At 73.4% G+C, this 21,958-nt stretch carries 14 protein-coding genes; 6 read left to right on the top strand and 8 right to left on the bottom strand.

Annotated elements, in window-relative coordinates:
• Nucleotides 1–59: 59 nt before the first annotated feature.
• The 3 genes from ACI79G_RS02175 to mce form a co-directional block, all read right to left on the bottom strand.
• Nucleotides 60–1,325 carry a hypothetical protein gene (locus ACI79G_RS02175; RefSeq protein ID WP_456879288.1) on the bottom strand — a complete coding sequence of 422 codons (1,266 nt, stop codon included), beginning with the start codon at nucleotides 1,323–1,325 and terminating at the stop codon, nucleotides 60–62.
• Between the two features lie 166 nt (nucleotides 1,326–1,491).
• The gene (ccrA, locus tag ACI79G_RS02170; protein ID WP_456879287.1) at nucleotides 1,492–2,823 is read right to left on the bottom strand and encodes a crotonyl-CoA carboxylase/reductase; all 1,332 of its coding nucleotides are present in this window, start codon (nucleotides 2,821–2,823) and stop codon (nucleotides 1,492–1,494) included.
• 138 nt (nucleotides 2,824–2,961) lie between these two features.
• Nucleotides 2,962–3,417: a methylmalonyl-CoA epimerase gene (mce, locus tag ACI79G_RS02165; protein WP_456879285.1), complete on the bottom strand. Its 456-nt coding sequence runs from the start codon at nucleotides 3,415–3,417 to the stop codon at nucleotides 2,962–2,964.
• 351 nt (nucleotides 3,418–3,768) lie between these two features.
• Here mce and ACI79G_RS02160 point away from each other — a divergent pair, with 351 nt between their 5' ends.
• The 5 genes from ACI79G_RS02160 (at nucleotide 3,769) to ACI79G_RS02140 (ending at nucleotide 9,185) form a co-directional block, all read left to right on the top strand.
• Nucleotides 3,769–4,959 (top strand): acetyl-CoA C-acetyltransferase, encoded by a 1,191-nt coding sequence (locus ACI79G_RS02160; RefSeq protein WP_456879283.1) that lies wholly within the window; start codon nucleotides 3,769–3,771, stop codon nucleotides 4,957–4,959.
• Nucleotides 4,960–5,054: 95 nt separating this feature from the next.
• A complete protein-coding gene (gene meaB / locus ACI79G_RS02155; RefSeq protein ID WP_456879281.1) occupies nucleotides 5,055–6,002 on the top strand; it encodes a methylmalonyl Co-A mutase-associated GTPase MeaB in 948 nt (315 codons plus the stop codon).
• 45 nt (nucleotides 6,003–6,047) lie between these two features.
• Nucleotides 6,048–7,517: a phytoene desaturase family protein gene (locus ACI79G_RS02150; protein WP_456879279.1), complete on the top strand. Its 1,470-nt coding sequence runs from the start codon at nucleotides 6,048–6,050 to the stop codon at nucleotides 7,515–7,517.
• A 118-nt stretch (nucleotides 7,518–7,635) separates the two neighbouring features.
• Nucleotides 7,636–8,160 (top strand): MarR family winged helix-turn-helix transcriptional regulator, encoded by a 525-nt coding sequence (locus ACI79G_RS02145; protein ID WP_456879277.1) that lies wholly within the window; start codon nucleotides 7,636–7,638, stop codon nucleotides 8,158–8,160.
• A gap of 56 nt (nucleotides 8,161–8,216) precedes the next feature.
• The gene (locus ACI79G_RS02140) at nucleotides 8,217–9,185 is read left to right on the top strand and encodes a tetratricopeptide repeat protein (protein WP_456879275.1); all 969 of its coding nucleotides are present in this window, start codon (nucleotides 8,217–8,219) and stop codon (nucleotides 9,183–9,185) included.
• Nucleotides 9,186–9,263: 78 nt separating this feature from the next.
• Here the strand turns inward: ACI79G_RS02140 and ACI79G_RS02135 are convergent, their stop codons facing one another.
• The 5 genes from ACI79G_RS02135 to ACI79G_RS02115 all read right to left on the bottom strand — a co-directional run bounded on the left by ACI79G_RS02135 (nucleotide 9,264) and on the right by ACI79G_RS02115 (nucleotide 19,091).
• On the bottom strand, nucleotides 9,264–10,661 hold the full coding sequence (locus ACI79G_RS02135; RefSeq protein WP_456879272.1) for a neutral zinc metallopeptidase: 1,398 nt from the start codon (nucleotides 10,659–10,661) through the stop codon (nucleotides 9,264–9,266).
• 145 nt (nucleotides 10,662–10,806) lie between these two features.
• Entirely contained in the window at nucleotides 10,807–13,710 is a 2,904-nt protein-coding gene (gene glgB, locus ACI79G_RS02130) for a 1,4-alpha-glucan branching protein GlgB (protein WP_456879267.1), read from the bottom strand.
• Nucleotides 13,711–13,760: 50 nt separating this feature from the next.
• Nucleotides 13,761–15,134 (bottom strand): maltokinase N-terminal cap-like domain-containing protein, encoded by a 1,374-nt coding sequence (locus ACI79G_RS02125; RefSeq protein WP_456879264.1) that lies wholly within the window; start codon nucleotides 15,132–15,134, stop codon nucleotides 13,761–13,763.
• Complete coding sequence (treS, locus tag ACI79G_RS02120) at nucleotides 15,131–16,963, bottom strand: maltose alpha-D-glucosyltransferase (protein ID WP_456879261.1); 1,833 nt, start codon at nucleotides 16,961–16,963, stop codon at nucleotides 15,131–15,133. The genes ACI79G_RS02125 and treS overlap by 4 nt, the downstream gene beginning before the upstream one ends.
• Before the next feature lie 100 nt (nucleotides 16,964–17,063).
• A complete protein-coding gene (locus tag ACI79G_RS02115; protein ID WP_456879258.1) occupies nucleotides 17,064–19,091 on the bottom strand; it encodes an alpha-1,4-glucan--maltose-1-phosphate maltosyltransferase in 2,028 nt (675 codons plus the stop codon).
• 179 nt (nucleotides 19,092–19,270) lie between these two features.
• On the opposite strand from ACI79G_RS02115, the gene glgP reads away from it, so the two are divergent.
• A complete protein-coding gene (gene glgP / locus ACI79G_RS02110) occupies nucleotides 19,271–21,820 on the top strand; it encodes an alpha-glucan family phosphorylase (RefSeq protein ID WP_456879254.1) in 2,550 nt (849 codons plus the stop codon).
• Nucleotides 21,821–21,958 lie beyond the last annotated feature (138 nt).

Here is a 21,958-nt window from a genome sequence, read left to right as displayed (position 1 = left end):
CGCAGGTGTCCCGCGGACGGTGGTGCGCTGCCTCGCTACCGAGGAGGGAGCGGCTGGGCTCAGCGCCGGCCGGGTGTGACGGTCTGGCTGCCGGTGTCGGCGTCGTCGGGCGTGACGGCCGGCTGCACGAGCGTGGGCGGGTCGACCCGCGGCGGCGCGGAGGCGGCCGTGCTCCCGGTCGGGACCGGGCGCAGCTGCTGCGTCGTCTGCGGGCCCGGGGTGACCTGCTCGGTGGGGGCGTCGGCCGCCGGGGTGACGGCCGGCTGCGTCGGGGGCGCCGGCGGCCGGGTGGGCTGCCGGGCCGCGACGGCCTCGCCGTTGCCCGTCGGTGGCTCGACCGGCCGCTGCGCCGGCTGGGGTGCCGTCGTGGGCCGCACCACCGGCTGCTGGGCCGTGACCGGCCCGACCGGCTGCGGCTGCCGCTGCTCCTCGGAGGCCGGCTGGGGCTGGGCCTGCGGCACGCGCGGGGTCGGCTGTGGACGGACCGGCGCGGGCGGCCGGGGGCCGGCCTGCGGCTCGGGGCGCCGGTCGCCGAGGTCGGGCAGGCGCTCGAGCAGCGAGCGCGCCTCGAGCAGCCGCCCCGTGAGCTCGTCGCGCACCGCACGGATGGCGGTCGCGGCGGCCTCGGCCTCGCTGACCAGCCGGGCGGCGTGCTCCTCGGCCGCGGCGACCCGCTGCCGGGCGGCCTCGGCGGAGGTGCGGTCGCGCTCCTCGTCCTGCCGGGCGGCCTCCTGGCGGCGCGCCCGCTGCGCGATCTCGAAGTCCTCCTCCACCTTGGCCCGCCGGGCCTGCGACTCGGCGTCGAGCCGGGCGACCTTCTCCTGGGCCTTGGCGACCAGCTCGTCGGCGCGGATCTGCGCCTTGCTGGCGATCTGCTCGGCGTTCTGCCGGGCCTCGGCGATCATCCGATCGACCTCGGCCTGGCCGGCGGCGTGCCGCTCGTGCATCGCCCGTTCCTCGGCGGCGGTGTGCTCCCGCAGCGCCTGGGCCTCTTCCTCGGCCGAGCGCCGGATCTCCGCGGCCTCCTCCTCGGCCAGCCGCAGCATGTGCTGGATGCGCTCGCTGATGTTCTCGAAGGTGGTCGGCCCGGAGGACGCGGCCTTGCGCCGCAGCTGGTCGATCTCCCCGTGCAGCGCCGAGAGCTGGCCGGCCAGGTCGGCCGAGCGGCTCATCGCCGCGTCGCGGTCGGCCATCGCCACCTGGATGTCGGCCTCGAGGCGCTCGATCGTCTCGGCCACCTGGTGCCGGTCGTAGCCCCGGAGCACCACGTCGAACGAGTGCTGGGCCTCGCGCATCGGCAGCATGTCGCGGCGGGGATCGGTCATGCGGTCATCCTCGCAGAGTCGGCGGGCGGGCCCGGCGTGTCGCCAGACCCCTCCCTGCAGGGTGCCAGCACCGCACGCGGCCGCGCCACGTGCCGGCACCCTGCAAGGCCCCGCGGGCCCCTGCAGGGTCCCGCCGCCGGCTCGGTGGGGAGGAAGGTGGCTCCCCTCAGACGCCCCGGAACCGGTTGATCGCGGTGAGGTGCTTCTCCCGCTTCTCGGCGTCCTTGACGCCGAGCCCCTCCTCCGGGGCGAGGGTCAGCACGCCGACCTTGCCCTGGTGGCAGTTGTTCTTCACGTCGCAGGCGGCCTGCCCGACCTCCTCCATCGGGTAGACCTTGGACAGCGTGGGGTGGATCAGGCCGCGGTCGATGAGCCGGTTGGCCTCCCACGCCTCCTTGTAGTTGGCGAAGTGGGACCCGACGATCCGCTTGAGGTTCATCCACAGGTAGCGGTTGTCGTACTGGTGCAGGTACCCGCTGGTGGAGGCGCAGGTGACGATCGTGCCGCCCTTCTTGGCGACGTAGACGCTGGCGCCGAAGGTCTCGCGGCCCGGGTGCTCGAAGACGATGTCGACGTCGTCCCCACCGGTCAGCTCGCGGATCCGCTTGCCGAACCGCTGCCACTCCTTGGGGTCCTGGGTGTCCTCGTCCTTCCAGAACCGGTAGCCCTCGGCGGAGCGGTCGATGACCAGCTCGGCGCCCATCGAGCGGACGATGGCGGCCTTCTCCGGGCTGGAGACCACGCAGACCGGGATGGCGCCGCCGTTGAGCGCCATCTGGGTGGCGTAGGAGCCCAGGCCACCGGAGGCGCCCCAGATCAGCACGACGTCGCCCTGCTTCATGTCCGCGCCGTTGCGGCTGACCAGCTGCCGGTAGGCGGTGGAGTTGACCAGCCCCGGCGCGGCGGCCTCCTCCCACGTGAGGTGCGCGGGCTTGGGCAGCAGCTGGTTGCTCTTGACCAGCGCCAGCTCGGCCAGGCCGCCGAAGTTGGTCTCGAAGCCCCAGATCCGCTGCTGGGGGTCCAGCATCGTGTCGTCGTGCCCGGCCGGGTCCTCCAGCTCCACCGACAGGCAGTGCGCGACCACCTCGTCGCCGGGCTTCCACCGGTGCACCCCCGGGCCGGTGCGCAGCACCACGCCGGCCAGGTCGGAGCCGACCACGTGGTAGGGCAGGTCGTGCCGCTTGGCCAGGTCGTGGAGGCGCCCATAGCGCTCCAGGAACCCGAAGGTCGACACCGGCTCGAAGATCGACGTCCAGACGGTGTTGTAGTTCACCGAGGACGCCATCACCGCGACGATCGCCTCGCCCGGGCCCAGCTCCGGGGTGGCCACCTCCTCCACGTGCAGCGACTTGCGCGGGTCCTTCTCCTTGGTGGGCAGGCCGGCGAACATGTCCTGCTCGTCCTTGCGGACCAGCACGGCCCGGTAGGACTCCGGCACCGGCAGCCCGGCGAGGGCGTCCAGCTGGTCGGCGAGGATGGCGTCCCTGATGTCGAACACGTGCGTCTCCCGGGTCTCCGTCGGCTCGTGAGGCGGTGCAGTGGCGCGAGATGTTACCGGTGGGTAATCAATCGGCTCATGGCCCCGCCCAGAGGCTCGCCCCGAGCCTGCGAGGGGTGAGGAGGGCGGGGTCCTTCTTCAGTGCGCGGTCGGCGCCGGCTCGACGAGCTCGACGAGGACGCCGCCGGCGTCCTTGGGGTGGACGAAGTTGACCCGGCTGTCCGACGTCCCGCGCCTGGGGGTGTCGTAGAGCAGCCGCAGGCCGCGCTCGCGCAGCGTCGCGCTGACCGCCTCGACGTCGGCCACCCGGAAGGCCAGCTGCTGCAGGCCCGGGCCGGAGCGGCCGATGAACTTGGCGATCGTCGAGTCGGGGGTCAGCGGCGCGAGCAGCTGGATGCGCGTCTCGCCGTCGCCGACGGCGAGCATCGCCTCGCGGACGCCCTGCTCCTCGTTCACCTCCTCGTGCACCGAGTGCACGCCGAAGGCCTGGGCGTAGAAGGCCAGCGCCTCGTCGAGGTCCGGGACGGCGACGCCCACGTGGTCGATCGTGGTGAACAACTCGGCCGGCAGGCCGGTGCGCGGGTCGGTGGTCACGGCGGCATCCTCCCGGACCAGACGTCTGAGACGACAGGTGGGGGCGCCACACAGCCACGTGGGCCCGCCGCACACACCCGTGCGGCGGCCCCCGCCCGATCGCTGCGGAGGCCCAGCGCGCCAGGAAGCCGATCAGCGCCTCGTCGAACTGCTCCGGGTGCGAGGCGTTGACGCCGCCGTGCGGGCCACCCTCGATGGCCCACCGTCGGCTGCGTTGAGACGTGCGTCACGCCGGGGCCCGGAGCCCGTGCGGCGGCCTATCCTCGGCGGAATCGACGCCGTGTCCCGTCACGGCGGCGGCACCGACCCCATGGGTCGCCAGCGTCGGCGACCCGGCCCTGGAGGCATCTCATGTCCCGTTCGGTCATCGTCAGCGGCGCCCGCACCCCGATGGGGCGGCTGCTCGGCTCGCTCAAGGACTTCTCCGCCGCCGACCTCGGCGGCGTCGCCATCAAGGCCGCGCTGGAGCGCGCCGGCATCTCCGGCGACCAGGTCGAGTACGTGATCATGGGGCAGGTGCTGCAGGCCGGCGCCGGCCAGAACCCGGCCCGCCCCGCGGCCGTCGCCGCCGGCATCCCCATGACGGTCCCGGCCCTCACGATCAACAAGGTGTGCCTCTCCGGCCTGAGCGCCATCGCGCTGGCCGACCAGCTCATCCGCGCCGGCGAGTTCGACGTCGTCGTGGCCGGTGGCCAGGAGTCGATGACCCAGGCGCCGCACCTGCTGCCCAACTCCCGCACCGGCACCAAGTACGGCGACGCCAAGCTGGTCGACGCGATGGCGCACGACGGGCTGTCGGACACCTTCGACCAGGTCGCGATGGGCGCCCTGACCGAGCAGGCGAACAGCCGCTACGACCTCACCCGCGAGGAGCAGGACGCGTTCGCCGCGGAGAGCCACCAGAAGGCCGCCCGCGCGGGGAAGAACGGCGTCTTCGACGAGGCGATCACCCCGGTGCTGATCCCGCAGCGCAAGGGCGACCCGATCGAGTTCCGCGACGACGAGGGCGTCCGCGCCGACACCACGGTGGAGACGCTGTCGAAGCTCAAGCCGGCCTTCGCCGAGGACGGCACGATCACCGCCGGGACCGCCTCGCAGATCTCCGACGGCGCCTGCGCGGTCGTCGTCATGAGCGCCGAGAAGGCCGCCGAGCTGGGCATCACCCCGATCGCCGAGATCGGCGCCCACGGCGTCGTGGCCGGGCCCGACGCGACCCTGCAGAGCCAGCCGTCGCGTGCGGTCCAGAAGGCGTGCGAGAAGGAGGGCATCGACCCCAAGGAGCTCGACCTCGTCGAGTTCAACGAGGCCTTCGCCGCCGTCGCGCTCGTCTCGACCAAGGAGCTCGGGATCGACCCCGAGAAGGTCAACCCCAACGGCGGTGCGATCGCCCTCGGCCACCCGATCGGCATGAGCGGCGCGCGGATCGTGCTCGACGTGGCGCTGGAGCTGCGCCGCCGGGGCGGCGGCGTGGGTGCCGCCGCGCTGTGCGGTGGTGGCGGCCAGGGCGACGCGCTGGTCCTGCACGTGCCCGCGAAGGCGTGACCCGGGAGGGCTCCGTCGTCCCCGCGGACGCGCTCGGCACAGCCGTCCGGACGCCCGGCCCCGCCGCCCTCCGTGGCCGGCGGGGCCGGCGTGCCGTGGACGTCCCGGACCTGGTCGCCCGCGCCCGGGACGGCGAGGCCCGCGCGGTGGCGCGGCTGATCACGCTGGTCGAGGACGCCAGTCCGGCGCTGCGCGAGGTCGCCGCGGCGCTGGCCCCGCACACCGGGCGCGCCCAGGTCGTCGGCCTCACCGGCTCGCCCGGCGTCGGCAAGTCCACGACGACGACCGCGCTGGTCCGCGCCTACCGCGCGCGCGGGCTGCGGGTCGGCGTCCTCGCCGTCGACCCGTCGTCCCCCTTCTCCGGTGGCGCGCTGCTCGGCGACCGGGTACGCATGCAGGACCACGCCGGGGACGAGGGCGTCTACATCCGCTCCATGGCCTCCCGCGGCCACCTCGGCGGCCTGGCCTGGGCCACCCCGCAGGCGCTGCGGGTGCTCGACGCCGCCGGGTGCGACGTCGTGCTGGTCGAGACCGTCGGCGTGGGCCAGTCGGAGCTGGAGGTCGCCTCGCTCGCCGACACCACGCTGGTGCTGCTCGCGCCGGGCATGGGCGACGGCATCCAGGCCGCCAAGGCCGGGATCCTCGAGGTCGCCGACGTCCTGGTGGTGAACAAGGCCGACCGGGACGGCGCCGACCAGACCGTGCGCGACCTGCGCTACACGCTCTCCCTCGGCGGCCGGCACGACTTCCCGGGCGCCTGGCGCCCGCCGATCCGCCGCACGGTGGCCGCCTCGGGCACCGGCATCGAGGAGCTCGTCGGGACGGTCGAGGAACACCGCGCGTGGCTGGGGTCCTCGGGGGAGGGGCACCGCCGCCGGGCGGTCCGCGCGGCACGCGAGATCGAGGCGATCGCGCTGGCCGCGCTCCGCGAGCGGATGGGCGACGTCCGCGGCTCGGCGGCGCTGGGTGCCCTCGCCGAACAGGTGGTGGCGGGGGAGAGCGACCCGTTCCGCGCCGCCGCCCTGCTCCTGGAACAGCTGTAGAGCGCTGCTCGCGCGGGTCCGACCCGCTGAGGGCACGATGACGGGGTGAACGGGAAGCCGGACGCCGTCGTCGTCGGGAGCGGGCCGAACGGGCTGGCGGCGGCCCTCCGGATGGCCGCGGCCGGGCTGCGGGTGCAGGTCGTCGAGGCGGCCGGACGCCCCGGCGGCGGGATGCGCACCGAGGAGCTCATGCGGCCGGGCTACCGGCACGACGTCTGCTCGATCGTGCAGCCGATGGCCGCCGCGGCGCCGTTCTTCCGCGAGTTCGACCTGGCCAGCCGCGGCGTCCGCCTCGTGCAGCCGGAGGTCAACTACGCGCACCCCCTCGACGGCGGGGGTGCCTCGGTCGCCCACCACTCACTGGAGGAGACCGCGGCCGGCCTCGGGCCGGACGGTCCGGCCTACCGGAGGCTGTTCGAGCCGCTCGTGGCACACGGGCAGGACGTCGTCGACTTCTTCCTGACCAGCCGGCTGCGCCGGCTCCCGACCCGCAGCGTGCCGCAGATCGTGCACTTCGGGCTCAACGGGCTGCCCAACGTGCGCTGGCTGGCGCACCGTCACTTCGAGACCGAGGGTGCCCGCGCGCTGCTCGGCGGGGCGGCCGCGCACGGGATGCTCGACCTGACCCGGCCGCTGACGTCCGCGCTCGGGATGCTGCTGACGATGCTGGGTCACCACGTCGGCTGGCCGCTGGTCGAGGGCGGGTCGCAGAACCTCGCTGACGCGATGGTGACCGCGCTGGAGCAGCAGGGCGGCGAGGTGGAGACCGACCACCTGGTCACCGACCTGCGCGAGTTCGACGGCGTCCCGGCCGTGCTGCTGGACACGACGCCGGAGGCCTTCGTGGCGATGGCCGGCGACCGGGTGCACGAGGGCTACCGCCGCTGGGTGGACCGGTACGAGCACGGAGCCGGCGTCTTCAAGGTCGACTGGATCCTGTCCGAGCCGGTGCCGTGGACCAATCCCGACGTGCGGCGGGCCGGGACCATCCACGTCGCCGGCACGCTCGAGGAGACGATCGAGGGCGAGCGGGCCCCCAACGAGCGGAGGTCCACCGACCGCCCGTACGTGCTCGCCGTCCAGCCGACCGTGCCCGACCCGACGCGCGCTCCCGCGGGCGGGCACGTCTTCTGGGCCTACGTGCACGTGCCGCACGGCTCCGACATCGACATGACCGCGGCCATCGAGGACCAGATCGAGCGCTTCGCACCGGGCTTCAAGGACACGGTCGTCGACCGGGTCACCAAGGACGCCGTCCAGATGGAGGCCTGGAACCCGACCTACCTCGGCGGGGACATCTCCAACGGCCAGGCGTCGCTGCGGCAGATGCTCGCCCGGCCGGTGCCGCGCTGGAACACCTACAAGACCCCGGTGCAGGGCGTCTACCTCGCCTCGTCGGCGACCCCGCCGGGGCCGGCCGTGCACGGTGCCTGCGGCGACAACGCGGCGCAGGTCGCGCTGCGCGAGGTGTTCGGCGTGCGGCAGGTGCCCCCGCTGCGCCCGGCCCCGCGGTAGCCGTCCGACCGCTCGCTCGAGTGCGCCGAGTGCGGTTCGGCGTGGTCGTGCCACGCCGGTGACCACGCGCACTCACCGGTCGGCGGTTCGGGGAGCCACACCCGTAGCCTCTGGGGCCATGGTCCGTCCGCTGGGGTTGCCGTTCGATCCCATCGTGCGCGCCGGGGAGTCCTGGGAACAGCGCTTCGGCCCGGCCGCGGCGATGCGGGCCGCGACGTCGGTCTTCCGGGTGCAGCAGATCCTGCTCGCCCGCTTCGACGAGGCGCTGCGGCCGCACGCGCTGACCTTCGCCCGCTACGAGGTGCTGGTGCTGCTCACCTTCAGCCGCACCGGCGAGCTGCCGCTGAAGGTGATCGGCAGCCGGCTCATGGTGCACCCGACCAGCGTCACCAACGCCATCGACCGGCTGGTCGCCGCCGGCTACGTCGACCGCCGCCCCAACCCCGCCGACGGGCGCGGCGTCCTCGCGGCGATCACCGACCGCGGCCGCGCCGTCGTCGAGGAGGCGACCGCCGCGCTCACCGCGCTGGACTTCGGGCTCGGCGACGTCCCCGACGACGAGCTGGACACGCTGTTCGCCATCCTCGAGCGGGTCCGGCGGGGTGCCGGCGACGTGGCGGACGACGCGACCGCGGCCGGCTGACCGGCCGCCCCGGCACCCCCCGACACCGTCTCCGCAGCGGTGGGATGATCGAGGTCATGCAGCCCACCCGTCCCGGACGCCCCGACCCGCGCGCGCAGGCCCAGCAGGCCCAGCTGGCCGCCTCCCTCGCCGGCGCGGTCGACCTCGCTGCCGTCAAGGCCCGCTCCGAGGCCGCGGCACGGGCGCAGGCGGCGCCGCCGCCCGGCGCCGCCGCCCCGGCCGGCGCATCGGGGGCCGCGGTCGTCGACGTCACCGAGGAGACGTTCCAGGCCGAGGTGCTCGACCGCTCCTTCCAGGTGCCGGTCGTGCTCGACCTGTGGGCCGAGTGGTGCGGGCCGTGCAAGCAGCTGTCCCCGGTGCTCGAGCGGCTGGCCGCGGAGGGCGGCGGCTCCTGGGTCCTCGCCAAGGTCGACGTGGACGCCAACCCCGCGCTCGCCCAGGGCCTGCGGGTCCAGGGCATCCCCGCGGTCAAGGCGGTCTGGCAGGGCCAGCTGGTCGCCGAGTTCACCGGCGCGATCCCGGAGGAGCAGGCGCGGCAGTTCGTCACCGAGCTGGTGCGCGCCACCACCGGCGGCGCGGTCCCGGGCGCCGGCGACGGCGCGCCCGCGGAGGCCGAGGACCCCCGTCTGGATGCCGCCGAGGCCGCGCTCGAGCGCGGTGACCTGACCGCGGCCGAGGCCGCCTACCAGGCGATCCTCGACGCCGAGCCCGACCACCCGGTCGCCGGTCTCGCGCTGCGCCAGGTGCAGCTGTTCCGCCGCGCCGACGAGGCCGGCCCGGACGCACTGGCCGCCGCCGACGCCGCGCCGGACGACGTCGCCGCGCAGGCCCGGGCCGCGGACTTCCTGCTCGGCACGGGGGACGTCGAGGGCGCCTTCGAGCGGCTGCTCGACGTCGTCCGCCGGACGACCGGGGACGATCGCGACCAGGCGCGCCGGCACCTCGTGGAGCTCTTCGGCGTCGTCGGTGACCAGGACCCGCGGGTCGCCGCGGCCCGCCGCCAGCTCACCCTCGCCCTGTATTGAGGACCCCGTCCTCCCCCTCGCAAGCTCAGGGCGGGACCCGGGACGGCGCCGCCGCGCGAGGGGCAGGAAGGTCCTCTTTCAGGCGCCGACGTCACAGGCGGCGGCGCCCCCGAAGAAGCCGTTGCGGAACAGGTCGACCAGCTGGAAGCCGGTCAGCGAGACCTCGGGCACGACCGACGGGTCGGTGCCGTACGTCAGCAGGAACTGCACCGCCTCGTCGATGTCGCCCGGGGAGATGGCGGCCGCCCGCAGTCTCTTGTCGAAAAAGGCCTTGGAGAACCAGCCGGTGAGGCAGATCGACGACCGGATCGCCTCCTCGTCGTCGGTGGACAGCCCCAGCTGGTCGCGGGCGGCGAGCGCGTAGGGCAGCGACGCGGCGGTGATGACGGCGTAGTCGCCGCCGCCGAGCTCCTCGTAGGCGGGGCCGACGAGGTCCTGGACGTCGTAGCCGACGAGGTCCTCGTCGGCGCAGAACACCAGGTCCAGGTCGTCGGCGGCGCAGCCCGGCGGGCTGCCCTCGAAGGGCTGGAGCTGCGGCGCGGTGAACGGCTCCCCGAAGACCTGGTCGAACGCGAGGCCCCAGAACTCCTCGAGAGCCCTGGCCGCGATCCGCTGCGCCTCGCCGAACGGCGCGTTCCCACCGGTCGCCGCCTCGCGGGGCGTGGAGAAGGCGCCCTGGGTGTAGGGGCGCTGGGCGGAGAAGTTGTCGCGGCAGGCGGTCGGACCGGCCTCGAAGCCCTCCTGGAACGCCGAGATGCGGTCGAAGTAGGAGCCGTGTGCCGCCTCGGTGTTGATGCTGGTCCCCACGGGGTCGCGCAGCAGCAGGTAGCCGCGCAGCACCTCGTCGAGCTCCGGGGCGCGGATCTGCGTGTGCTCGCTCTGCCCGTCGGCGACCCACGCCGTCCAGGCGCCGGCGAAGCAGTCGGCCTGGGTCTCCACCGAGATGGAGTAGTCGGGGTAGCCGACCCGGCCCTGCACCGCGTGGCCGAACTCGTGGGCCATCACCAGCGCGGGGATGAACCGGCCGTACTGCTCGGCGAGCTCCTGCAGGAAGGCGCGGTCGTAGCTGATCGAGTCGGAGTTCGGCACGTCCGGGGCCTGGCAGTAGAAGGCGTTGCCCTCGACGTCACGCGGGTCGGAGCCGCAGCCGATGCCCTGGGGGAACGCGCCCGGGTCCACGTCGTCGGGGTCGACGCTGAAGTAGCCGCCCTGGAGGGGGACGAAGTCCTGCCCGAAGACGTCGGGGAACTGCTGGGCCCAGTAGGCCTCGAGGTCGGCCAGGGCGTTGCGCGCCAGGGTGTCGATCGGGCCGGTGGTGGCGCCGATGACCTGCAGCTCGCCGGAGGGGATGTCGGAGGCCGGGGGCTGGGCCGCGCTGGGCCGGCCGACGACGGCGATCGAGCAGCCGGACACCAGCAGCAGCGCGGCCGCGGCGAGCAGGGCCACGGCCGCGCGGCGCAGGGAGGAGGCAGGCATGTCCCTCGGATCGTCCCATCGGAGCGGCCCCGTCGCCCCCGGAGCTGCAGGTCCGTGGGCGACGGCGCGGCCTCGTGACGTACTGGAACGGTCCTCCTGCAGGGCCCCACCGCGAGCTCGCGAGTGGTGGGGCAGGAGGGGTCCGTCAGTCGTGCACGAACCAGACGGTGCCCAGCGGCGGGACGGCGAGGGTGGCCGAGTACGGCTGGCCGTGCCACGGCTCCTCGACGGCCTCGACGCTGCCCATGTTGCCGACCCCGGAGCCGCCGTAGCCCTCGGCGTCGGTGTTGAGCACCTCGCGCCAGCTGCCCGGCCGGGGCAGGCCGATGCGGTAGCCGTGGTGCGGGGTGCCGGAGAAGTTCGCGACGCAGGCCAGCGCCGGGACCCCACCGCTGTCGCCGTCCGCACCGTCGCCGGCGGCCGTCGCCCGCCCGTAACGGAGGAAGGACAGCACGTTGCCCGAGGCGTCGTTCGCGTCGATCCACTGGAACCCGGACGGGTCGACGTCCAGGGACCACAGCGCGGCGGTCTCCTTGTAGCGGGCGTTGAGGTCGGTCACCAGCTGCAGGACGCCGCGGTGCGCGGGGTCGTCGAGGTGCCACCAGTCCAGGGACCGGCTCTCGGCCCACTCGGCGTCCTGGGCGAACTCCGAGCCCATGAACAGCAGCTGCTTGCCGGGGTGGGCCCACATGTAGGCGAGGTAGGCGCGCAGGTTGGCCAGCTGCTGCCACCGGTCGCCGGGCATCTTCCGCAGCAGCGAGCCCTTGCCGTAGACGACCTCGTCGTGGCTGATCGGCAGCACGTAGTTCTCGGAGTAGGCGTAGATCATCGAGAACGTCAGCTGGCCGTGGTGGTAGCTGCGGTGCACCGGCTCCTTGGACATGTAGGCCAGGGAGTCGTGCATCCAGCCCATGTTCCACTTGAAACCGAATCCCAGGCCGCCGAGGTGGGTGGGCCGGGTGACGCCGGGCCAGGCCGTCGACTCCTCGGCGATGGTCACCACGCCGGGGACCTCGCGGTACACGGTGGCGTTCACCTCCTGCAGGAACGCCATCGCCTCGAGGTTCTCCCGCCCGCCGTGCACGTTGGGCACCCACTCGTCACGCGAGTAGTCCAGGTAGAGCATCGAGGCGACCGCGTCGACCCGGATGCCGTCGACGTGGAACTCCTTGCACCAGTACAGCGCGTTGGCGACCAGGAAGTTGCGGACCTCGGAGCGGCCGAAGTCGAAGACGTAGGTGCCCCAGTCCAGCTGCTCGCCGCGGCGCGGGTCGCCGTGCTCGTACAGCGGGGTGCCGTCGAAGCGGGCCAGCGCCCACTCGTCCTTGGGGAAGTGCGCCGGCACCCAGTCGACGATGACGCCGATGCCCGCCTGGTGCGCCCGGTCGATGAGGTAGCGCAGGTCGTCGGGGCTGCCGAAGCGGGAGGTCGGCGCGTAGTACGAGGTGACCTGGTAGCCCCACGAGCCGCCGAACGGGTGCTCGGCCAGCGGCATGAACTCGATGTGGGTGAAGCCGTGCTCGACGACGTAGTCGACCAGCTCGTCGGCCAGCTCGCGGTAGGACAGGCCCTGCCGCCAGGAGCCCGCGTGCACCTCGTAGACGCTCATCGGCCGCTCGTGCCAGCCGCCGCGGGCCCGCTCGGCCAGCCACTCGTCGTCGTTCCACTCGTGCGTCGACTCGGTGACGATCGAGGCGTTGAGCGGCGGCACCTCGGTCTCGAAGGCCAGCGGGTCGGACTTGTGCCGCCAGACGCCGTCGCGGCCGAGCACGTGGTAGCGGTACTTCACACCCACGGCGACGCCGGGGATGAAGACCTCCCACACACCGGAGGAGCCCAGCGAGCGCATGGGGTAGGCGCGGGCCTCCCAGTAGTCGAAGTCGCCGGTCACCCGCACGCCCTGGGCGTTGGGCGCCCAGACGGCGAAGGAGACGCCCTCGACCGGACCGCGCGGGGTGTCGTAGCGCCGCACGTGCGAGCCGAGCACCTCCCACAGCCGCTCGTGCCGGCCCTCGCGGATGAGGTGCTGGTCGAGCTCGCCGACGGTGGGCAGCCAGCGGTACGGGTCGTCGACGACGAAGGTGTTGGTGCCGCCCTCGCCGTCCCCGTAGGTCACCTCGACCCGGTAGTCGCCGGGCTGCTTCGGCAGGTGCGCCTCGAAGATGCCCCCGGGGTGCAGCGAGCGGGCGTCGTAGCGGGAGCCGTCCTCGTCGACGACGGTCACCGAGACCGCGTCGGGGCGCAGGGTGCGCACCACCCACCCCTCGCGGGCGGGGTGCGCGCCGAGCACGCTGTGCGGGGCGTAGGACCACCCGTCGACGACGGCGCGCAGCTGCTCCTCGCCGACCTCGGCGGGCGCCTCCTGGTGGGCCAGGCCCTCCTCGGCGGGTTCCTGCCCCTCGGGGACCGTCGCCGCCGCCACCTCCGACCCGGTTCCGGCCGCGGCGCCCTCGGCGGGCGCGGTCCCGTCCGGGGTGCCCGTGGGTGCGGCCTCGCTGGGCGTGGTCCCGGTGGGCGTGGTCGCGGTGGACGTGCCGCCGTCCTCGTCCGGCGCCTGCGGGGTGTTCGGCTCGGCGGGGTCGGGGCTCGGGGGCTCGGGCTGGCCCGCCGGGGCGCCGGTCGGGCTGCCCGGCTCCGCGATCGGCGCCGGGGCCACCACGGGCGCGGCGGTGCCGCCCTGCTCGGCGACGACGTCTCCCTGGGCGGCAGCCCTCGTGCGCGGCGCCCGCTTGGTCGCCTTCTCCGCCGGCGCCGCAGCGCCGGTCGCCGTCTTCTTCGCGGTCGTCTTGCGGGCGGTCGTCTTCCTCGCCGCCGTGCCCTCGGCTGCGGTGGCCTTCTTCGCGGCTGGGGTCTTCTTCGCGGCTGGGGCCTTCTTCGCCGCGGCCCGCTTGCGCGCCGGGGCGGCGTTGACGACCGGCCCCTCCACGGCCGCCTCGGCCGCGGCGGTCTTCTCCTCGACGACGGCCTGCAGCTCCTCCCGCGTCGCGGGGGGCTGCCCGCCGGTCAGGGGTGAGTCGGTGGTGCGCTCGGTCTCGTCCGGGGGTGTCATCGCTCGCCGTCCTCTTCGGTGCCGATGTGTCGGTGGTCGTGCCGCGCGCGTCAGCCCGCGGCGGTGAGCCGGGACAGCGACTGCAGCGGGATCATCAGCCAGTGCGGGCGGTTGCGCGCCTCGTAGACGCACTCGTAGACGGCCTTGTCCGCCTCGAACGCCCGCAGCAACGGGCTGTTGCCGCAGGCGTCCATCCCGCTCGCGGCCGCGTAGCCCGCGCAGAAGGCGCTCCGGTTGCGCTCTGCCCACTCCTGCGCGCGGTAAGCGCGTTGTTGATCACCCGGCTGCTCCACGAGCATGTGCCGGGCGGCGTAGTCGAAGCTGCGCAGCATGCCGGCGACGTCGCGCATCGGGCTGTCGAGCTCCCGCCGCGAGGCCAGCGGGCGGGCCGGCTCGCCCTCGAAGTCCAGCACGATCCACCCGGTCGCGGTGCGCAGCACCTGGCCCAGGTGCAGGTCGCCGTGGACCCGCTGGCGGACGACGGGCTCGGGGCTCTCGGCCACCGCCGCGTAGACCGCCCGCAGCCCGTCGGCGTGCTCGGCCAGCTGGGGCACGACCTCGATGGCGGCGTCGAGCCGCTCGTTCATCTGCCGCGCGACCGTGCCGAACCAGGCCGGGTCGGCCTCCTCGGTCGGCAGCACCCGCGCCATGTCCGCGTGCACCGAGGCGGTCGCCGCGCCCAGCCGCTCGCTGTCGGCGGCGAAGTCCCCGCCCACCTCGTCGGCGTGCAGGTCACCCTCCGCGTAGAGGTCGCGCACGCTGGCGGTGGCCAGCCGCCACCCGTCACTGGCGTTGGGCACGAAGGTCTGCAGCATGAAGACCGTGGCCGGCGGGGTGTCGACGTCCCGGTCGTGGTCGATCTCGGCGTGGCCGAGCAGCGGCGCGATGTGCGGGTTGTCGGTCCGGCGCAGGGCGCTGTGGATCTCGACGTCCGGGTTCAGGCCGGGCTCGAGCCGGCGGAACAGCTTGAGGATGGCCTCCTGCCCGTAGACCAGCGAGGTGTTGCTCTGCTCGGTGGAGACGATGTCGCCGGGGATCCCGGCCGGGATCTCCGCGCCCTCGCCCGGGACGAACCGCATCGGGCCGACCGTCGCCCCCTCGGCGAGGTGGGTCAGCCAGCTGGAGGTCGCCTCGCGGTCGCGCATCGCGTCGTAGGCGTAGTTCTCGCCGTTCTCGTGCGGGACGGTGCCGATGAGGGCCGCGGTCAGCTCCTCCGCGGGGTGGTCGCGCCAGGACAGCGGCACCAGGTAGGTCTCGCTGACGCCGTCGGTGTAGGTGACCGTCACCCGGTGGATCGACAGCACGGGGTGGGACCGGTCGAGGAAGAAGCTCTCCTCCGCGACGTCGGCCCACTCCCGTCCCTTGCTGCCGAACCAGCGCTGGGACGGCATCCACTCCTGGAGCAGTCCGGTCAGGACGTTCATCGGGGTCCTCCCGTGTCGGCCGTGCCGCCCGGGGGCGGTTCCTCCCCGCTGCCGACGAGGCCCGCGGCCAGCAGGGTGTCGGCGACCGAGGTGTCGTCGGTCTCGGCGGGTTCCTCCACCGGCTCGGCGGGCTTGGCCAGCTCGAACCAGTAGAAGCCGTGGCCGGCCAGGGTGAGCATGTAGGGCAGGACGCCGATCTGCGGGAACTCCACCCGGCCGGTGAGCTCGACGGGCGTGTAGCCCTCGAAGCGGCGCAGGTCCAGCTCCACCGGCTGCGGGAACCGGGAGAGGTTGTTGACGCAGAGCACCACGTCGTCGCCGAACTCGCGGACGAAGGAGAGCACCGTCGGGTTGCGCGAGCCGATCTCGGCGAAGCTGCCCAGACCGAAGGTCGGGTGCTGGTTGCGGACCTGGATCATCTGCCGCAGCCAGTGCAGCATCGAGTTGGTGTTGCGCAGCTGCGACTCGACGTTGGTGACCTGGTAGCCGTAGACCGGGTCGGCGTTGAGCGGCAGGTACATCCGCTGCGGGTCGGCGGTGGAGAAGCCGCCGTTGCGGTCCGGCGTCCACTGCATCGGGGTGCGGACGCCGTCGCGGTCGCCGAGCCAGATGTTGTCGCCCATGGCGATCTCGTCGCCGTAGTAGAGGACCGGTGAGCCGGGCAGCGACAGCAGCAGCGCGTTGAACAGCTCGAGGGTGTCCATGTCGTTGTCCAGCAGCGGCGCCAGCCGGCGGCGGATGCCGATGTTGGCCTTCATGCGGGGGTCCTTGGCGTACTCCGCCCACATGTAGTCGCGCTCCTCGTCGGTGACCATCTCGAGGGTCAGCTCGTCGTGGTTGCGCAGGAAGATGCCCCACTGGCAGTTGTCCGGGATGTCCGGCGTCTGGGCCATGATCTCCGAGATGGGGAACCGCTGTTCCCGCCGGACGGCCATGAACAGGCGCGGCATCACCGGGAAGTGGAAGGCCATCTGGCACTCGTCGCCGTCCTCGCCGAAGTACTCGACGACGTCGGCCGGCCACTGGTTGGCCTCGCACAGCAGCACGCGGTCGGGGTAGTCGGCCTCGACCACCTTGCGGACCTGCTTGAGGAACTCGTGGGTCTTGGGCAGGTTCTCGCAGTTGGTCCCCTCCTCCTCGTAGAGGTAGGGGACGGCGTCGAGCCGGAAGCCGTCGATGCCCAGGTCCAGCCAGAAGCGCAGGGCGTCGACGATCGCCTCCTGCACCCGGGGGTTCTCGAAGTTGAGGTCGGGCTGGTGGGAGAAGAACCGGTGCCAGAAGTACTGCTTGCGCACCGGGTCGAAGGTCCAGTTCGAGCTCTCGGTGTCGACGAAGATGATCCGCGCGTCGGCGTAGCGGGTGTCGTCGTCGCTCCACACGTAGAAGTCGCCGTAGGGACCCTCGGGGTCGCTGCGGCTGGCCTGGAACCAGGGGTGCTGGTCCGAGGTGTGGTTCATGACGAAGTCGATGATCACGCGGATGCCGCGGGCGTGGGCCTCGGCCAGCAGGACCTTGAAGTCCTCGATGTCGCCGAACTCGGGCAGCACCGCGGTGTAGTCGCTGATGTCGTAGCCGCCGTCACGCAGCGGCGAGGCGAAGAACGGCGGCAGCCAGAGGCAGTCGATGCCGAGCCACTGCAGGTAGTCCAACTTGTCGATCATGCCGCGGAGGTCGCCGACGCCGTCGGCGTTGCTGTCGGCGAAGCCGCGGACGAGCACCTCGTAGAAGACGGCGCGCTTGTACCACTCGGGGTCGGTGCCGGGGGCCGGCAGCGCCGACGGCGTCACCTCGGGGCGGCCGGCGGGGGAGTCGGGGACGGGAACGGTCATCAGAGGTAGTGCCCCTCGGGTAGTGCTGCGGATGAGAGGTCGTGGCTCGCCTGCAGGGGCCCGCCGCGAGCCTGCGAGTGGGGGGCGGGCGGGTCCTTTCTCACGCCACCGGCGGCGGTACCCGGACCTGCCGGGGGTAGGTGATCGAGAAGACGTGCGCCGGCTCCCGGTAGGGGTCGAGCTCGACGTAGTTGAACTGGCCCCAGTCCCAGCTGTTGCCGGTCAGCTCGTCGGTCACGGTGAACCGCTCGTACCAGTCCAGGCCGAGCGCCGGCAGGTCGAGGGCCGTCGTCCCGATCTGGGTGTGGTGGCTGGAGAGGTTCACCACGACCAGGACGGCGTCCTGCGAGCCGGGGTCGGTCTTGGAGAAGCAGATGAGGTTCGGGTTGTCCACGTGGTGGAACCGCAGCGTGCGCAGCTGCTGCAGGGCCGGGTGGGCGCGGCGGACCTCGTTGAGCCGGCGCAGGTAGGGCACGAGGCTGCGCTCGGAGGACTCGGCGGCGGCCCAGTCACGCGGCCGCAGCTGGTACTTCTCGCTGTCGAGGTACTCCTCGCTGCCGGGGCGCACCGCGACGTGCTCGAAGAGCTCGTAGCCCGAGTAGACACCCCACGTCGGGCTCATCATCGCCGCCAGGGCGGCGCGGATCTTGAACATCGGCGGGCCACCGAGCTGCAGCGACGCGTGCAGGATGTCCGGGGTGTTCACGAAGAAGTTCGGCCGCATGTAGTGGCAGTTGGCGGCCAGCTCGCGGCCGTACTCCTCGAGCTCGCCGCGCTCGGTGCGCCACGTGAAGTACGTGTAGGACTGCGTGTACCCGATGCGGGCCAGCTGGTGCATCATCGCCGGCCGCGTGAACGCCTCGGCGAGGAACAGCACGTCGGGGTCGGTCTCCTTGACCGTCCAGATCAGCCAGTGCCAGAAGTTCAGCGGCTTGGTGTGCGGGTTGTCGACGCGGAAGATGCGCACCCCGGCGTCGATCCACACCCGGATGACCCGCAGGCACTCGGCGTAGATGCCCTCGGGGTCGTTGTCGAAGTTGATCGGGTAGATGTCCTGGTACTTCTTCGGCGGGTTCTCCGCGTAGGCGATGGTCCCGTCGGGCTTGGTGGTGAACCACTCCGGGTGCTCCTTGACCCAGGGGTGGTCGGGCGCGGCCTGCAGCGCGAAGTCCAGCGCCACCTCCATGCCCAGCTCGCGGGTGCGCTCGACGAAGCCGCGGAAGTCCTCCATCGTGCCCAGCTGCGGGTGGACGGCGTCGTGCCCGCCCTCGGCGCTGCCGATGGCCCACGGCGACCCCGGGTCGTCCGGCCCGACCTCGTGCGGGTTGCCGCCGGGGTACTGCGGGGAGTTGGGGCCCTTGCGGTTGACCGTGCCGATCGGGTGGATCGGCGGCAGGTAGACGACGTCGAAGCCCATGTCGGCGATCGACGGCAGCCGCTCGGCGGAGGTGGCGAAGGTGCCGTGGGTCGCCCGGCCGTCGACCACCGGGCCGGTGGAGCGGGGGAAGAACTCGTACCAGGAGCCGAACAGCGCCCGCGGGCGGTCCACCCACACCTCGTACTCCGGGCCGGGCGTGACCAGCTCGCGCACCGGGTGGTCGTGCAGGTAGCGCTGCAGCGCCTCGGCCAGCGCCGGGGCCACCCGGGCCGGCAGCTCGCGCGAGGTGTCGCGCAGGGCCGCGGCGGCCTCGGTCACCCGGTCCCGCCAGTCGTCGCCGGCCTCGGCGGCCACCCGGTCGAGCAGCCGGGCGCCCTCCTCCAGGTCGTTGGCGAGCTCCTCGGGGCCCTGGCCGGCCGCCATCTTCACCTCGACGGCGTGGTGCCAGGTCGCCAGCGGGTCGCTCCAGGCCTCCACCCGGTAGGTCCACCGGCCCTCGCGGTCGAGGACGACGGTGGTCAGCCAGCGGTCGGGCTGGTCGCCGAAGCGCTCCATCCGGTTGAACGGCTGACGCGAGCCGTCCGGGCCCGTCACGACGACGTCGGCCGCGACGGCGTCGTGGCCCTCGCGGAAGACGGTGGCGGTGATCGGCAGGTGCTCACCGACCACGGCGCGCGCGGAGAACGCGCCGCAGGACACGACGGGGGCGACATCGGTGATGCCGAGGCGGAGGTCAGCGCGGCCAGTCATCCCCGCCACGCTATCGAGGGCGCGTCGGGTGAGCACATCGGCCGCAGTGGCCTGCCGCTCGTGGTGCGGGACGGGTGGGACGGAGGGGTGACCGGGACGTCGGCTGGCCATGGCTCATCCTCGCGCGTCGGGCGGTGCACCGCTCCGAGGGCCGTGGTGGCCGTCGCTAGTCTCGGCCCGTGCGCGCACTCCGCCGGTTCACCGTCCGGGCATCGCTCCCCGAGGAGCTGCTGCCGCTGTCCCAGCTGGTCACCAACCTCCGGTGGTCCTGGCACGCCGAGACCCGTGACCTCTTCGAGGCACTGGATCCCGAGCTGTGGCGGACCTGCAACGGCGACCCGGTGAAGGTGCTGGGCGAGGTCTCGGCCGAGCGGCTGGCCACCCTGGCGCGGGACCGGCGGTTCGTGCGCCGGCTGCAGGACGTCGTCGACGACCTGCAGGAGTACCTGTCGGCGCCGCACTGGTACCAGTCGCTCGGGGACGGGGCGCCGGCGACGGTCGCCTACTTCTCCGCGGAGTTCGGCATCACCGAGGTGCTGCCGCAGTACTCCGGCGGTCTGGGCATCCTCGCCGGCGACCACCTCAAGGCCGCCTCCGACCTCGGCGTCCCGCTGATCGGCGTGGGGCTGCTGTACCGGGCCGGCTACTTCGAGCAGGGCCTGTCGGCCGACGGCTGGCAGCTGGAGCACTACCCGTCGCTGGACCCGCACGGCCTGCCGCTGAAGCTGCTGCGCCAGCCCGACGGCACCGCCGTCGTCATCAACGTCCCGCTGCCCGAGGGGCGCACCCTGTTCGCGCACGTGTGGCGGGCCCAGGTCGGCCGGGTGGCGCTCCTGCTGCTCGACAGCGACATCGAGGAGAACACGCCGGCCGAGCGCGGGGTCACCGACCGCCTCTACGGCGGCGACGAGGACCACCGGCTGCGCCAGGAGATGCTGCTCGGCATCGGCGGCGTGCGGGCGCTGCGCGCCTACTGCCAGCTCACCGGGACGCCGGCGCCGGAGGTCTACCACGCCAACGAGGGGCACGCGGGCTTCCTCGGCATCGAGCGGATCCGCGAGCTCACCGAGTCGCACGGGCTGTCGTTCGCCGAGGCGCTGCAGGCGGTCCGCGCCGGCACGGTGTTCACCACCCACACGCCGGTGCCGGCCGGCATCGACCGCTTCCCGCGGGCGCTGATCGAGCGCTACTTCGCCGGCTTCGGCGTCCCCCTGGACCAGCTGATCCCGCTGGGCGCCGAGCAGGACCCGGCGAAGTTCAACATGGCGCACATGGGCCTGCGGCTGGGCCAGCGCGCCAACGGCGTCAGCCGGCTGCACGGGCACGTCAGCCGGTCGATGTTCCGCGGCCTGTGGCCGGGCTTCGACGAGGGCGACGTGCCGATCAGCTCGATCACCAACGGCGTGCACGCGCCCACCTGGACCGCGCGCGAGCTGGTCGAGATGGGCACGCAGGTCACCAGCCAGGGCGACCCGGTCGAGGTCGAGGGCCCGGTGCACTTCGACGGCGTCGACCGCATCCCCTCCGGCGAGCTGTGGAGCACCCGCCGGATGCTGCGCGGCCGGCTGGTCGAGGAGGTGCGCCGCCGGCTGCGGGACACGGCGCTGTCCCGCGGCGCCGCGGAGCACGAGGTGGGGTGGACCGACAGCGCGTTCGACCCCGACGTCCTCACGATCGGCTTCGCCCGCCGGGTGCCCTCCTACAAGCGGCTGACCCTCATGCTGCGCGACCCCGAGCGGCTGCGGGCGCTCCTGCTCGACCCCGAGCGTCCGGTGCAGCTGGTCATCGCCGGCAAGAGCCACCCGGCCGACGACGGCGGCAAGCAGCTGATCCAGCAGATGGTGAAGTTCGCCGACGACCCCGCGATCCGGCACCGCATCGCCTTCCTGCCCGGCTACGACATCGGCATGGCCCGCTACCTCTACTGGGGCTGCGACGTCTGGCTCAACAACCCGCTGCGCCCGCTGGAGGCGTGCGGCACCTCGGGCATGAAGGCCGCGCTCAACGGCGGGCTGAACCTCTCCATCCGCGACGGCTGGTGGGACGAGTGGTTCGACGGCCAGAACGGCTGGGCCATCCCCACCGCCGACGGCATCGCCGACCCCGACCGCCGCGACGACATCGAGGCGCGGGCCATCTACGACCTGCTCGGCACCCAGGTGATCCCGCGCTTCTACGAGACCGACCGGGACGGCGTCCCCAGCCGATGGGTCGAGATGGTGCGGCACACGCTGCGCGAGACCGGCCCCAAGGTCCTGGCGACCCGGATGGTGCGCGACTACGTGCAGCAGCTCTACGTGCCGGCGGCCCGCTCCTCCCGGGCGATGGCCGACTCCGGCTACGGCGCGGCCCGCACCGAGGCCGGCTGGCGCGCCAGGCTGCTCGACCGCTGGAGCACCGTGCGGGTCGCGCACGTCGAGGCCACCGGCGCCGGCGACACCCCGGAGATCGGCTCGACGCTGGCGCTGCGGGCGGAGGTGGAGCTGCCGGGGCTCACGCCGTCCGACGTCCAGGTGCAGGCGGCCTACGGGCGGGTGGACGACGCCGACGGCCTGCACGAGGTGACCACGCTGCCCATGGCGCACGAGCACACCGAGGGGTCGCGGCACTGGTTCACCGCCACGGTCCCGCTGGAGCGCACCGGTGCCTTCGGGTACACGGTGCGCGTGCTGCCGCACTCCGAGCACCTGGCCGACCCGGCCGAACTGGGGGTCGTCGCGAGCGCCTGAACGACCTCCTCGCAGGGTCCCGCTGCGAGCCTGCGAGCAGCGGGGGACAGGAGGCCCTCGGTCACGGCCGGCACACCCGCCACGCCGGTCCCAGGGGTCCCGCCGGCCCGCCGGGTGATCGGCGTGGCGGGGAGGACC

Source organism: Geodermatophilus sp. SYSU D00779, from assembly GCF_054050595.1.
This window is presented reverse-complemented; position numbering and strand designations above follow the sequence as displayed.

Coding starts and splice junctions, on each gene's coding strand:
- glgB (WP_456879267.1), bottom strand. CDS start 13,710: ATGACACCCCCGGACGAGACCGAGCGCACCACCGACTCACCCCTGACC.
- ACI79G_RS02125 (WP_456879264.1), bottom strand. CDS start 15,134: ATGAACGTCCTGACCGGACTGCTCCAGGAGTGGATGCCGTCCCAGCGC.
- ACI79G_RS02140 (WP_456879275.1), top strand. CDS start 8,217: ATGCAGCCCACCCGTCCCGGACGCCCCGACCCGCGCGCGCAGGCCCAG.
- ACI79G_RS02135 (WP_456879272.1), bottom strand. CDS start 10,661: ATGCCTGCCTCCTCCCTGCGCCGCGCGGCCGTGGCCCTGCTCGCCGCG.
- ACI79G_RS02115 (WP_456879258.1), bottom strand. CDS start 19,091: ATGACTGGCCGCGCTGACCTCCGCCTCGGCATCACCGATGTCGCCCCC.
- ACI79G_RS02160 (WP_456879283.1), top strand. CDS start 3,769: ATGTCCCGTTCGGTCATCGTCAGCGGCGCCCGCACCCCGATGGGGCGG.
- ACI79G_RS02145 (WP_456879277.1), top strand. CDS start 7,636: ATGGTCCGTCCGCTGGGGTTGCCGTTCGATCCCATCGTGCGCGCCGGG.
- treS (WP_456879261.1), bottom strand. CDS start 16,963: ATGACCGTTCCCGTCCCCGACTCCCCCGCCGGCCGCCCCGAGGTGACG.
- ACI79G_RS02175 (WP_456879288.1), bottom strand. CDS start 1,325: ATGACCGATCCCCGCCGCGACATGCTGCCGATGCGCGAGGCCCAGCAC.